Source organism: Pauljensenia sp. UMB3104, from assembly GCF_030217285.1.
GTDB lineage: Bacteria > Actinomycetota > Actinomycetes > Actinomycetales > Actinomycetaceae > Pauljensenia.
This window is the reverse complement of sequence record NZ_JASONN010000036.1, coordinates 1-12198: the sequence shown is the minus strand read 5'-3', so window position 1 is coordinate 12198 and position 12198 is coordinate 1. Positions and strand designations below refer to the sequence as shown.

Here is a 12198-nt window from a genome sequence, read left to right as displayed (position 1 = left end):
GCCCGGCCACAAGCAGCCGAGACTACTCAGAACAACCCTCTCAAAACAAACGGTCCGAAAAACCCAGACCCCTCCAATTGCAACGTTTTCGGGCTATCTCCAAAAGTGACCGTGGGAAATTATGTGCGAAATTTGTCTGGCGCGGGTACGTAGACTCGTTGTCCGGCCAGGCCCCGCCGCTACTCAGCAATTTCGCATGCAATTCCCCTGAGTGTATTTCAAGTGTTGAAATCTAATCGTTGATATTCTGCGGTTTTTGAGCGTGCGTCGATTCGTGTCGTGGGGGAATTGCATGCGAAATTTGTCTGGCGGTGGCCTGGAACCAACGCGGGCGGCGGAGGCCCCGGCCGCCCGCAAGGCTAGGCGACCTCACTTCGTTCGGCGCCGCGCCTCGAAGCCCGCCGGTGCCCTCCGGCGACCTCTATAGCGGCGTGGCTGCCAAGGAGCCGCGTTTTCGCTTGTTGATCGGTGTTATTGCACTACTTAGGGAGGCATTGCACTGCCTAGTAGCTAGTGCATTGCTGGCCTATCTAGTGCATCGTTTCCTCTAGCAGCACGTTCCTACTCATGCCCACGGGTACGCGGATAGGTTGTTGCTTCATGGATAGGTTATGAGCATGCGGATAGCTTATTTTCCTATCCGCGTGGCGATAACCTATCCGCATCGCCACAACCTATCCGCGCAGGGGCTTTCCTGGGCTCGGGTACCGCAAAAATGCTTGTTGGTGTGAGGTGTGCACCCGATCGGGAAGATTCAACCCCTTCCGATCGGGTTGAATCCTGCCGATCAGGTTGAATCCTTCGGAAAGGCGTTCCCTTCTGAGCAGACGTGGCCTCGGCGCTGTGTCTAGCCCGGCACTCACCCATTTCGCACGTAATTCTCCCGCGACTCGTTCAAAACCTGAAATCGCATCGTTGGAATTGCAGCGTTTTAAGGCTGTCTCAAAAAGTTACCGGATTAAATTACGTGCGGAATTGAGGGTGGGGGCGTGGACAGGGTGCTTCAGGAGAACCGATGCAATTGCCCCGAGAGAGTCTGTGGACAGTGTCGTCAGCTAGGCCTCTCTACTGGCTGGGACCACCCTACAATCGGTGCGATACCAACGTGCGCGATCAGCCCGATGCGAGCCGAGGCCCTACCCTGGTGTCAGGTCGACGACGCAAGGCGTCACCAACACGGGAGGAACACATGGAGTATGTGGCGCTGCTGCGCGGCATCAACGTCGGCGGCAAGAATAAAGTCATCATGAGCGAGCTGCGCGAGCAGATTGCCGCCGAAGGCTTCACAAACGTCCGCACATACATCAACAGCGGCAACCTCCTCTTCGAGGCCGAGGCCGAGGCCGGTGCCGGGCCCAACACCCCGCACGAGGACGTTGCCCGCACAGTTGAGGATCTCCTGGCGCGCCGCTATGACTTCCCGATTCGGCTGGCCCTCCTGACGGCGCAGGACTACGTCGCGGAGCTGCGCAACCTGCCCGACTGGTGGCATGGCGAGGTCTCCCGCCGTGATGCGCTCTTCTACACGCGGGGCTTGGACCGGGACCACGTGCGCGAGCGCATTGAGGCGATGGAGCTGGGTGACGAGGCGGTTCACTTCGGTCAGCACGCAGTGTTCTGGGCAAAGTTTGACGAGAAGACCTTCCTGAAGACCGCCTACCACAAGCGCCTCCTGCGCGAGGACTTCTACCGCCAGGTGACGATCCGCTCCGGCTCGACGGTCGGGAAGATCGCGGCCATGCTGTCGCGGGGTTGACGGGCGCGGAGTCCTTGGCGATGGCGCAGGTGGGGAACTAGACTGAATCGGGAGAACACTGACGTAGGCCGTTCGCCGGAAGGAATACGGATGACAACCGCTGCCCCGACCCTGTGTGTTTTTACCCCGACATACAACCGAGCGTACATTTTGCCTGCGCTGTACGAGTCCCTGCTGGCTCAGACGTCGACGGATTTCCAGTGGATGATCGTGGATGATGGATCCACTGACGACACGGAGTCCCTCGTCCAAGGCTGGATTGCTGAGGGGCGTCTGTCGATCGACTATGTCAAGCAGGAGAACGGCGGGAAGCCTCGCGCAACCAACACGGGTGTTGCCCGCTGCCAGAGCGAGCTTTTCTTCGTCGTGGATTCAGACGACCACCTCGTGCCGACCGCAGTGGAGCATGTTCTCACGCGTTGGGAAGAGATCCGAGGCGACGACTCCTTCGCGGGAATTGTCGCCTTGCGCGGCACTGACGAGCACACCCCCATGGGCACGTGGATGCCTGACGGGGTGCGCGCGGTGACGCTGTGGGATCTGCACGAAAAGATGGGTTTCCGTGGCGATACGTCGCTGATTCACCGCACTGAGATTCTGCGTCGCTACCCCTTTGACGTGGCTCCCGGTGAGAAGTTCGTCGCGGAATCCTCCGTGTGGTTCCTCATTGACGAGAGCTACAACATGCTGGCGGATAACGAAATCCTCACTATTTGCCACTATCTGCCCGACGGTCTGACGCAGAATTTTGCGTCCAATGCCAAGAGGAATCCGATTGGCTATTGGAAGCACAAGCGTTACTGCGCGGCGCGTTCCACCACTCTGAAGTCGCGTGCCCGCGAGACGAGTCTGTTCCTCGTTGGATGCATGCTCGCCCATCAGAAGGGGGCTATTTCCATGGCGCCGAGCAAGGCACTCGCGGTTGTCTGCTACCCGGTTGCGCTCGTTGCGCGCTATACGATCTTCCGCTGAGGGGGGTTTATGGAAATGCCGCAGGATATCGCTCGAGAGGGCGCATTCCCGGACGAGGCAGTGGCGACCGATGAGGCCGTGGTGACCGACGAGGCCGTGGTGACCGACGAGGCCGTGGCGACCAACGCGGAAAGCGCCGAGGCACCTGAGAAACTCTCGCTGAAGGCCAACATGATGTGGAGCTCCGTGGGCTCCCTGACGCGCCTGGGCTGCAACTACCTCGTCTCGTCGGTGTTGGTGGTGCGCCTCGCGACTGGCTTTGATGCTGCGGGCATGCTCGCGCTCGCCATGGCGATAGCGAACCTCGTGAACCCGATTGCGGATTTCCGCCTGCGCACGGTCCAGGTGACGGATGTGACGGGGGAGCGCACCTCGCGTGAATACGTTGGGCTGCGCTCGGTGCTGTCTATCGTGGCATTCCTGGTCGGCGTCGTCTATTCCGTCGTGACGACGTCCTATGATGCTTTGCCCGTTATTTCGTTGTATCTCGTGTACTCGTTGGCGACGAATTTCATTGAGGTTTTCCACGCGATTGACCAGAGGCACCTGCGCCTTGATTTTGCTGGAAAATCCTACGTGATGCAGGGTATTGGCACGCTCGTTGCTTTCGCGGTGGGCCTGTGGTTTTTTGATTCCTTGCTCGTCGCTGTGGGTCTCATGACGGCGGTCGTCATCCTGGTCGGCGCTCTGTATGACGCGCCTCGCGCGTGCGTGTTTGAGCCGATTCGTCCGCAGGTGCGCTTTGGGCGTGCGGCGAAGACTCTCGTTTCGTTGGCGCCTCTCGTCGTGGCTCAGATTGCAGCGACGTCGGTTTTGACTGTCCCGCGTCAGATGCTTGCTGCGAGCGATGGTGCTGAAGCTTTGGGCGTGTATCAGGCTGTCGCGTCGCTCGCCGTCATTGTGCAGATGGGTGCCACCTACGTCTACAGTCCGCTGATGGGTGTGTTCGCTGAGCGTTTTCATTCGAACAAGCGCTCGGCGCTCACGCTGTTGTGGAAGACGGTCGGCGCGATCGTTGCCATTGCTGCCGTGGCCGCACTGGGGTTGGAGATTGTTGGTGAGCCGGTCTTGACGCTCCTGTTCGGTGAGAAGATCAGGGGTAATACTTTCCTGCTCCAGCCCGCGGTTTTGTGCACGGTGATCACGGCCTTTGGCTGGTTCTTTAATGACTTGCTGCTGTCTGTGCGTGATTATGTGGCGAGTTTTGTCGGCAATGTTGTCGCGTGCATCGTTGCTCTCGTGCTGGCTCGCCCGTTCGTGAATTGGTTCGGTATGAACGGTGTCTCGTGGGTGGGTGTTGCCGGCTACGCGTCGGGTGTTCTCGTTTTGGCTATTTTCCTCGCCGTCGACTATCGCCGGCTGAAAGATGCTCCCGTTGATCGTGACGAGGAGGGTGGGGAAGCTCTGCAGGGGGCGTGACCGTTGCGCGCAGCGTGATTTTGGCCCCCGCGCGCGCCCCGGTGGCCCCGATGCGGCCTAAAACCCGTACGCTTGTGTCAGTTCACGAGAAAACGAGGAGACACCATGGCCTCACACAGCGGGCGCCCCGGCGCCATCCGTAAGAAGGGCACCAAGAAGGGCGCGCAGGTCGGTACCGGCGGGCACTCGCGCCGCCGCCTCGAAGGTAAGGGCCCGACCCCCAAGGCCGAGGATCGCACCTACCACCCGGCCCACAAGCGCAAGGTGAAGCGCGAGGCCCGCGAGGCCCAGGAGGCCGCGATCGCTCGTGCCCGCGCCAAGTCGTCGATCCGCGTCAAGCCCGGCCACGAGCTGATCGCGGGCCGCAACCCGGTCGCCGAGGCCGCCCGCGCCTCGGTCCCGATCGAGCGCGTCTTCATCCTCGACAACGTGAAGGATGACCGCGTGGAGGAGGTCGTGCGCCTCGCCTCCGCGATGGGTGCGCCCGTGTACGAGGTCACCCGCCGTGATCTGGATGTCGCGACCGACGGTGCCGTCCACCAGGGCGTCGCCATCGAGGTGCGCGGCTACGAGTACGCCGATGCCTCGGATCTGATCGCGGGCTCTCTGCAGCAGCTGGGCCACCCGCTCCTCGTCGCCCTCGACCAGGTGACGGACCCCCACAACCTGGGCGCGGTTCTGCGTAGTGCGGGCGCGTTCGGCGCGGACGGCGTCATCATCCCCGAGCGCCGTAGCGCGGGCGTCAACACGACCGCGTGGAAGGTGTCGGCCGGTGCGGCCGCCCGCGTGCCCGTGGCTCGCGCGACGAACCTGGTGCGCGCCCTCGAGGAGGCCAAGGCGGCCGGTTACTTTGTGGTCGGCCTCGACGGCGGCGGCGACGCGCCCCTGCGCGGCCTGTCGCTGGCGGACGGCCCCCTCGTGGTCGTGACTGGTGCCGAGGGCGCGGGCCTGTCCCGCCTCGTGCGCGAGACCTGCGATCAGATCGTGTCGATCCCGATCGCGTCGACCGTCGAGTCTCTCAACGCGGCCGTCGCCACGGGCATTGCCCTGTACGAGGTGGCCTCCCTGCGCGCGCAGGGCTGAGTCTCCCGGACTGTCTGTCGTCTCGCCGTGGGTGCGCGCTAGCGCCCGCGGCGAGACTCTTTTGCGCGATCAATGGTGGTGCGGGCGTCAATGCGCACGCGCGCCTCAGTATCCCGAGAATCGAATGGGGCGCCGGCCGTGTTCCTTTTTGGCGGCGCGCCGCATTGTGAGGATGCCGTCCATGGTGAAGAGGTGGTCTTTCGGCAGGTCGCCGCCGTAGAAGAATCGTGGGGCTTCCAGGAGGAGTCCTTGCCGCTGTAGTGCGCCAGCGAGTTCACGGAAGGACATGTCCATGAACGCGTCTGTGCCCCAGCGGTTATCGTGCAGGATACGAGCCTCGCAGCACCAGAGTTCGGACGCTGGGCGTCCCCCAACCGAGCAGGATCGTGCCGCGACGAGGATCTCGGTCCTCTCCTGACTGGTGCGTTTGAGTGGCGTGGGTGTCGCGGAGGGAACGAGAGTAAAGCCGGGGATGGCGTCGAGGAGAGGCCTGATCGCGAGGCCGCGCAGGTCGCTGCCGATGATGATCTCCGCGCCGACCCACCCGTGCTGGGCGAGCTGGTCGCGCATGCCGTTCGTCTCTCCCCAGGCACCTTTGGACACCCAGTAGTCGACAGCATGCGTAACCGCCTGACTCGGGTCTGCCGCGATCAGCGCGTAGAAGTACCTGCGACGGTTAATGGCCCTACCGAGGGAGAAACCTGACCTACCCGCGCTCACGAGCCACCTCCTCGTGCAAGATCTGTGTTGGCGCGGCAGCGCGGTCCCAATTGGGCTGGGATGCGCTGCGCCGCCAGAATATCATCCTCTGCGCAACCTCCGGGGCGACGAGGCATGGGAACCCGCGCGGTGACCGACCGAAGAGGGGTGGCTACCGTTTGCGTTTCTTTGCGGCCGTTCGCATTGCCGTGAGCTCGGGGTGTGAGAGGGGGATGTCTGAGGGGATATCCCAGCGCTCGAGGTGACGGGCGGGGGCGGACAGGATGCCCTGTGCGGTGAAGGACTCTTCGAGCGAGCGCATCGACGATTCGAGGTAATCGCTTTCAAAGCCGCTGAGGTTGATCCGCTGCGCCCAATCTGCGAGGCACCACAATTCGGTGATCGGCCCCGATTCGCCCTCGATTGTGCGCGCAATGATATCCACGTCAATCTTGGTGATGGCGGCTCGCTTGACGCGGTTCGGCAGGAGAGAGGAGGCCTGCGGCAGCAGGAGGCTAACAGCGTGCGTGCCGAACAAAAGGTCGGCGAGGAAGGCCCGCCCGCTGTGTCCGATGATCAGCTCAGTTCCCGACCAGCCCCGCTGTCTGAATTGCTCCCGCATGCCGACTTTCTCGGAGCGGATGCCCTTCATCTTCCACAGGCCGACGCAGCGAGAAACGGCGTCGTCGGGGGTAATTGCCAGGCGAAAAACGGTGATCGGGCTGAAAGACGCGTCGAAGTCTCGTTGCATGCTTGAGGCAAAAGAGTCCATCGTGATTCTGTGCTGTTGCGGCTCTATCGGCGGTTCTTCTGAGCCGCCTGACGTAGTGCTCGGAGGGCGGGAAGGGTCAGCGGAACGTCCGTCGGCAGTTCGCGGCTCGACAGGTGCTCCAACGGTGCCAGCATGACCTGATCCGACTGGAACGATTGCTCGAGCTTCCCCAACACCGATGCGAAAAAGTCCTCTTGGAAGAATGTTTCGTTTGTTGACGTGTAATCGAGGCGGCACCATAGCTCGCACATGCGCCCCCCGCTTCCAGGGAGTGGCCGGGCGATTATCTCGACAAAAGTCTTTTCAACGAAAGCTCGCCTGACTCGGTCAGGTATCGCTTTCGGAAACAGTTCGGCAACGGTGGCGGTCGCGCTCGACGTGGCGATCGCATCGGCAAGGAATGCCTTGCCGTTGTTTCCGATGACGAGTTCTGTCCCCACCCAGCCAGCCAGCGCGAACTGCTCGCGCATGCCAGGAGTCTCGGACTGGATTTTGAACGTGCGCCAGTGAGTGACGCAGCGCGCCACGGCCTCGTCAGGAGTGAGCGACAGGCGGAAGACCATAAAGGGTTGCTTGACCATCGAAAGGTTACGGCCTATGCGTGAGAAGAGCGGAGTCATAGTTCTCCTTGGCGTTGAAAGCGAAAGGACGACAGCCTGTCGACGTGTTGCCTGCGCGGCGTATGGTGGCGAGACCGCAGGGCGCAGGGGGTGATCCTCGGGCAGTTCACTGGCGGTGTGACTGGTTGCGAACGAAAGCTGCGGCGTCCCTTCGCAATGCGAGGAGACTCATGTCGGAGAAGACGTGATCGCGGGGGAGATCTCCGCCTCGGAAGAAATGCGGGGCACCTAGCAAGATGCCTTGTTGGGCGAAGGAATCTCTTATTCCCTCCACAGAGGACTTCATGAATGCGTCCGTGACGAAGGGTTCCCTGAGGGCATCTTTCGCGAGGAAACACCACAGCTCTGATGCCGGTTGCCCACCCGCTGAATATGGGCGGGCGGCAACCATGATGCTGGTCGGCTCCTGGATAGAGTCCCTGAATTTCTTGGGCATGAGCTTCGGGAAGGCACTCATCACCGGGAATATATCCTCCAGGGAACGGAACGCGTAGTATCGGCCGGTCCCACCGATCGTGAATTGGGTGCCGAGGAAACCGCGGCGCGCAAGCTGCTCGCGTACCCCAGCCTGCTCGGTAAACCCCCCGATTGAGCGCCAGAAACCCAGGCAGCAGTCGACTGCCTGCTGCGGCTCGAGCGCGACGAGGTACGTCGCGTACTGGCGCTTATCCCAGCGGTTGCGAGACTGCCCTCGTGAGGCTTTGTTGATCATGGTGATGAGCTGACGCGCGCGTCGCCAGCCGACACCTCCCTCCCCAAACGGTGCCCGTGATCGGTTGCCGCCGTGACGGCCGCCGGGCGCTCGCTTTGATCAGGTTGACTCGACGCCTTAGAGGGACCAGAGGGAGGAAACGCTTTGCTCCGTTTCCTCGTAGGTCTGGATCGCCTCGTCGAGGAGCTGCTGAGCCTTGGCAAGTACGTCAGCCATGTAGCGAAGTTCCTCCTCGTCGATCTGCATGCGGTTGAATGCTGCGCGAGCTGCCTCGCCCTCCCAGGTGCTCGCAAGGAAATTCTGCGTCTGTGGGATGGTGTCGATGATCGTTTCCATCTGATCCACGCGCTGCCTCAGCGTGCTGGACAGGGACTGGAGTTCGCCCTCGTCGACGTAGAGATCTGCCATAATGACTCCTTCGGGATTAGCTTGTTAGAAGCCCTGAAGATTGCGGACTCGCTCTTCAGTTGCCTTGCTGAGAGCGGTGAGACTCTCCTGCATCGCAGTGAAAGGGTCCTCTTCATCGTTCTCTTCAGCCTCTTGGCGTGCCTGCTGCATCGCTCGCGCGATGTTCTGTTGGGCTGTTTGTCGCAGAGCGTCTGCAGCCTCGGATGTATCCTTCCCGGAGAACACATCACTCAGTGTCGTCTCGCCTTTATCGATACGTTCCTGAATCTTCTTCCAGTCTTCGCCGAGCTCTCCGTTTCGGGCAGCCTCAGCGCGTTCCCGTCTGTGTTCAGCGTTATCGCGCTCGTCTTGTTGGCGCTCTCGCGTAATGCTGTCTGACACGTCTCGAAGTGAACGCATCAGCTCTTCGATCCTGTTGAAATAGTCCTGATTAGTCATGCTCGTGCTGCAATTCCTCGTGCGGCCGCTTCTGCGAGGTTGGACAGGGTAATGCGGGTCTCCAGAAGCTGATCCTTACCCTGGACAATGGACTCAAAAATATCAAAGAGGAAATTAAGGATCTTGTAGGCCTTCATGATCCATGTCGTGATCTTCCAGGCATACTTCGCGACATCGATAACGCCCTTGATCCATCCGGCAATGGGGACGGAAGCATCAACAAGGATGTCTACGCAAGCTAGCTGGAGTTCAATGAGTACGTCCCCGATTGCGCCCGCAGCTTCCTTGATGGCAAATTTAACGGCCATGAGGATCAAGGACATTGTGCTTGTTGCGCCCTGTAGCGCCTGAGTTCCCATGGCAAGGGCTGCGATGAAGGCATTAGCCGCTTCCGAGCCCTTTCCGGTCCACTCCGACAGGGCAGGCAGAATTTCGGAGTCGTTTTGTGCGACGGCGACGAGGGCGTCGCCGATCTCCGACCAGGCAGTTTTAGCGCGGTCTACGACGCGCCAGTCGCCGACGGTGTACTTGAAAATGATGTCGTTCAAGAACGAGACGCCCGTCGCCTTTTCAATCAGCCAGTCGTAGGCTCCGAGGATAGGCCCAGCCTTCCAGCGCAGATTCTCCATTTCCGATGTCGGGGATTCTGGAGGAACGAGGTAGGAGCTTGCGTCCTGGGACTCGGAAATTGAACGGTTTGCGGACATCGCTTTTTCAAGCCGCTGATTGAATCTACCCGGAAGGTCCTTCGCATAATCGCGGAGCGCCTCGATGTCCTGCCCCATCTGCTCAATTAGGTGGGGATCAGCGCCGCCGTACCACTTCGATGCGCGTTGTTCTGCCGCTCCGAGGGTTGGCAGTGATGAACGAGGATCGTTGAAGGGAAGTGCAGACCCGCCGAGAGCTTGGGTCGCTGCTGTCAATGCGTTATGGATCTGCTCGTCAGCGTCGATGTAGGCGTCTAGGGTCTGCCCTAGATGATTGGCTGCTCCACTATGAGCTTTCTCGAGGAGGCCGAGGACGATATCGCCAGCAGCAGCGGCAGCCTCGTTGTAAGGGTAGAGCACCATCAAGAGTTGACCGGAGGCCTCGGTGCCTAGGTCAAGGCTGCACCATTCCTTGAGGAACGACCGCATATTTGCGAGGTGTTGGGAGGACTGGCGTTCCAGCACCTGCTGTGCCAGCGACAGGTCCGCGTATTCGACAGATAAAGGCATCTTCCCTCGCTATGTCTCGAATCTTCGATGGTGGATCCTCGCCGGTGAGGTGCGCTGTGGCGCTCAGCGGTGAGCCGATCATAATGTCCACCAAAAATAACACAGGTTGTCAAAGTTCGTAGCGGCCTTCTTGATGGTGGTCTGTGCCGCACGTATGATCGCTCCATGAGTGTCCTGGGAACCGTCATTGTTGGCATCGTCATCCTCATTGGAGTGATCGGCGCGGTCGTGCAGATCTGGCCGTCCGCGCCCGTCGTTGGGGGTGCGATCCTGGTGTGGGCGTGGCTGACCGGCACGAGTGCCGCGTGGATTATCTTCGCTATCGCGGCCGTTGTCCTGATCCTTGGAACGGTCCTGAAATACGTGATTCCCGCGCGCGGCATGAACAAGGCGGGGATCCCGCAATCCACGCTCGTGTGGGGATCGCTGGGTGGCGTTGTCGGCTGGTTCATCGGCCTGCCCCTCGGCCTCGTCCTCGGCATGATCGCCGCGATCTTCGTCGTCGAGTACCTGCGCAGCAAGGACACAGCGACCGCCTGGAAAGCGACGGTTCAGGCCCTCAAGGCCTTCGGGTGGACGATTGCCATCGAGCTGATCGCCGCCCTCACGTGCGCCACGCTGTGGGGCGTCGGCGTCGCCCTGGTCGCCGCAGGAAACTGACGCGACCAGCCGGTGCCCCGGCCTCGTCGTTCCTCCGGTAGGATGGGTCTGTTGCGCGCGCCCGCGTAACAGACCCAACTAAACGGAGATACTCATGCCCGCCGTCATCGTTCTCGGCGCCCAGTGGGGCGACGAAGGCAAAGGCAAGGCCACTGACCAGCTCGGCCAGCACACCGACCTCGTCGTGAAGTTCAACGGAGGAAACAACGCCGGACACACCGTCGTTATTGACGGCGAAAAGTACGCGCTGCACCTCCTGCCCGCCGGAATCCTCTCCGAAGGCGTCACCCCCATCATCGGCAACGGCGTCGTTGTCGACCTGGACGTGCTCTTCGAGGAGCTCGCGGAAATCACCGCGCGCGGCGTCGACTGCTCGCGCCTGCGCATCTCCTCCAACGCGCACATCATCCCGCCGTACAACCGCCTCATGGACCAGGCGAACGAGCGTGCGCGCGGCAATAACCTCATCGGCACGACGGGTCGAGGCATCGGCCCCACCTACGCCGACAAGATGAACCGTATCGGCCTGCGCATTCAGGACCTCTTCCACCCCGAGGAGCTGCGCGCTAAGGTCGAGGCCGCTCTGGCCCCCAAGAACACCATTTTCGAGGCCGTGGACATCCCCACGCTCGACCCCGCCGAGGTGTCCGACCACCTGCTGTCCTTCGCCGACCGCGTGAAGCCGATGATGTGCGACGTGTCCCTCGTCGTCAACGACGCGCTGGACCGCGGCGAGACCGTCCTCTTCGAGGGCGGCCAGGCGACCATGCTCGACATCGACCACGGCACCTACCCCTTCGTGACCTCCTCGAACCCGACCGCGGGCGGCGCGCTCACCGGCTCCGGCGTGGGCCCGACCCGCATCGACCGCGTCGTCGGCGTCGCCAAGGCGTACACGACGCGCGTCGGCGAGGGCCCGTTCCCCACGGAACTGGACGACGAGGTCGGCGAGGCGCTGCGCACCAAGGGCGGCGAGTTCGGCGTGACCACGGGTCGCCCGCGCCGCACCGGCTGGTTCGACGCCGTCGTCATGCGCTACTCGACGCGCATCAACGGCCTGACCGATATCTGCCTGACCAAGCTCGACGTCCTCTCCGGCTACGAGACGATCCCCGTGTGCGTGGCCTACGACGTTGACGGCGTGGTCACTGAGGAAATGCCCCTCGACCAGGCTGGCTTCGAGGCCGCCGTGCCCGTGTACGAGGAGCTGCCCGGCTGGAGCGAGGACATCTCGCAGTGCCGTTCCTTCGAGGAGCTGCCCCAGGCCGCCCAGGACTACATCAAGCGCCTGGAAGAGCTGTCGCGCTGCCGCATCCAGTCCATCGGCGTGGGCCCGGGCCGCGAGGCCACGATCGTGCGCTACCCGCTGATGTGACGGTTCGCTGAGACGACAGTGGGGGCCGGTGCTGCCGTCACATCAGCGGGTAGCGCACGATCGTGGC

At 61.9% G+C, this 12198-nt stretch carries 13 protein-coding genes; 6 read left to right on the top strand and 7 right to left on the bottom strand.

Annotated elements, in window-relative coordinates; genetic code table 11:
* The first annotated feature begins 1189 nt into the window (after positions 1 to 1189).
* The 4 genes from QP415_RS10405 to rlmB all read left to right on the top strand — a co-directional run bounded on the left by QP415_RS10405 (position 1190) and on the right by rlmB (position 5230).
* Complete coding sequence (locus QP415_RS10405; protein ID WP_285099973.1) at positions 1190 to 1756, top strand: DUF1697 domain-containing protein; 567 nt, start codon at positions 1190 to 1192, stop codon at positions 1754 to 1756.
* Positions 1757 to 1846: 90 nt separating this feature from the next.
* Positions 1847 to 2728 (top strand): glycosyltransferase family 2 protein, encoded by an 882-nt coding sequence (locus QP415_RS10400; protein ID WP_016460902.1) that lies wholly within the window; start codon positions 1847 to 1849, stop codon positions 2726 to 2728.
* A 9-nt stretch (positions 2729 to 2737) separates the two neighbouring features.
* Positions 2738 to 4147, top strand: a complete 1410-nt coding sequence (locus tag QP415_RS10395) for a lipopolysaccharide biosynthesis protein (protein ID WP_285099972.1) — start codon at positions 2738 to 2740, stop codon at positions 4145 to 4147.
* Positions 4148 to 4252: 105 nt separating this feature from the next.
* Positions 4253 to 5230, top strand: coding sequence for a 23S rRNA (guanosine(2251)-2'-O)-methyltransferase RlmB (rlmB, locus tag QP415_RS10390; protein WP_016460904.1), 978 nt, complete (start codon positions 4253 to 4255; stop codon positions 5228 to 5230).
* A gap of 105 nt (positions 5231 to 5335) precedes the next feature.
* Here the strand turns inward: rlmB and QP415_RS10385 are convergent, their stop codons facing one another.
* The 7 genes from QP415_RS10385 to QP415_RS10355 all read right to left on the bottom strand — a co-directional run bounded on the left by QP415_RS10385 (position 5336) and on the right by QP415_RS10355 (position 10096).
* Positions 5336 to 5950 (bottom strand): hypothetical protein, encoded by a 615-nt coding sequence (locus QP415_RS10385; protein WP_285099971.1) that lies wholly within the window; start codon positions 5948 to 5950, stop codon positions 5336 to 5338.
* Between the two features lie 151 nt (positions 5951 to 6101).
* Positions 6102 to 6701, bottom strand: a complete 600-nt coding sequence (locus tag QP415_RS10380; protein WP_285099969.1) for a hypothetical protein — start codon at positions 6699 to 6701, stop codon at positions 6102 to 6104.
* A gap of 23 nt (positions 6702 to 6724) precedes the next feature.
* Positions 6725 to 7321, bottom strand: coding sequence for a hypothetical protein (locus QP415_RS10375; protein WP_048675844.1), 597 nt, complete (start codon positions 7319 to 7321; stop codon positions 6725 to 6727).
* A 106-nt stretch (positions 7322 to 7427) separates the two neighbouring features.
* Positions 7428 to 8033: a hypothetical protein gene (locus QP415_RS10370; RefSeq protein ID WP_016460907.1), complete on the bottom strand. Its 606-nt coding sequence runs from the start codon at positions 8031 to 8033 to the stop codon at positions 7428 to 7430.
* A 117-nt stretch (positions 8034 to 8150) separates the two neighbouring features.
* A complete protein-coding gene (locus QP415_RS10365; protein ID WP_016460908.1) occupies positions 8151 to 8441 on the bottom strand; it encodes a WXG100 family type VII secretion target in 291 nt (96 codons plus the stop codon).
* Positions 8442 to 8465: 24 nt separating this feature from the next.
* Positions 8466 to 8879: a hypothetical protein gene (locus tag QP415_RS10360; protein ID WP_016460909.1), complete on the bottom strand. Its 414-nt coding sequence runs from the start codon at positions 8877 to 8879 to the stop codon at positions 8466 to 8468.
* Positions 8876 to 10096: a hypothetical protein gene (locus QP415_RS10355; protein WP_016460910.1), complete on the bottom strand. Its 1221-nt coding sequence runs from the start codon at positions 10094 to 10096 to the stop codon at positions 8876 to 8878. The genes QP415_RS10360 and QP415_RS10355 overlap by 4 nt, the downstream gene beginning before the upstream one ends.
* A 165-nt stretch (positions 10097 to 10261) precedes the next feature.
* Here QP415_RS10355 and QP415_RS10350 point away from each other — a divergent pair, with 165 nt between their 5' ends.
* Both QP415_RS10350 and QP415_RS10345 read left to right on the top strand, forming a co-directional pair.
* Positions 10262 to 10756 (top strand): DUF456 domain-containing protein, encoded by a 495-nt coding sequence (locus QP415_RS10350; RefSeq protein WP_016460911.1) that lies wholly within the window; start codon positions 10262 to 10264, stop codon positions 10754 to 10756.
* 94 nt (positions 10757 to 10850) lie between these two features.
* On the top strand, positions 10851 to 12131 hold the full coding sequence (locus tag QP415_RS10345) for an adenylosuccinate synthase (protein ID WP_285099967.1): 1281 nt from the start codon (positions 10851 to 10853) through the stop codon (positions 12129 to 12131).
* Positions 12132 to 12198: the final 67 nt, after the last annotated feature.

Bases quoted from the DNA above. Each gene is read 5' to 3' on its own strand.
- QP415_RS10375 (WP_048675844.1), bottom strand. From the start codon at position 7,321: ATGACTCCGCTCTTCTCACGCATAGGCCGTAACCTTTCGATGGTCAAG.
- QP415_RS10365 (WP_016460908.1), bottom strand. From the start codon at position 8,441: ATGGCAGATCTCTACGTCGACGAGGGCGAACTCCAGTCCCTGTCCAGC.
- rlmB (WP_016460904.1), top strand. From the start codon at position 4,253: ATGGCCTCACACAGCGGGCGCCCCGGCGCCATCCGTAAGAAGGGCACC.
- QP415_RS10405 (WP_285099973.1), top strand. From the start codon at position 1,190: ATGGAGTATGTGGCGCTGCTGCGCGGCATCAACGTCGGCGGCAAGAAT.
- QP415_RS10345 (WP_285099967.1), top strand. From the start codon at position 10,851: ATGCCCGCCGTCATCGTTCTCGGCGCCCAGTGGGGCGACGAAGGCAAA.
- QP415_RS10395 (WP_285099972.1), top strand. From the start codon at position 2,738: ATGGAAATGCCGCAGGATATCGCTCGAGAGGGCGCATTCCCGGACGAG.
- QP415_RS10360 (WP_016460909.1), bottom strand. From the start codon at position 8,879: ATGACTAATCAGGACTATTTCAACAGGATCGAAGAGCTGATGCGTTCA.
- QP415_RS10350 (WP_016460911.1), top strand. From the start codon at position 10,262: ATGAGTGTCCTGGGAACCGTCATTGTTGGCATCGTCATCCTCATTGGA.
- QP415_RS10400 (WP_016460902.1), top strand. From the start codon at position 1,847: ATGACAACCGCTGCCCCGACCCTGTGTGTTTTTACCCCGACATACAAC.
- QP415_RS10355 (WP_016460910.1), bottom strand. From the start codon at position 10,096: ATGCCTTTATCTGTCGAATACGCGGACCTGTCGCTGGCACAGCAGGTG.
- QP415_RS10370 (WP_016460907.1), bottom strand. From the start codon at position 8,033: ATGATCAACAAAGCCTCACGAGGGCAGTCTCGCAACCGCTGGGATAAG.
- QP415_RS10380 (WP_285099969.1), bottom strand. From the start codon at position 6,701: ATGGACTCTTTTGCCTCAAGCATGCAACGAGACTTCGACGCGTCTTTC.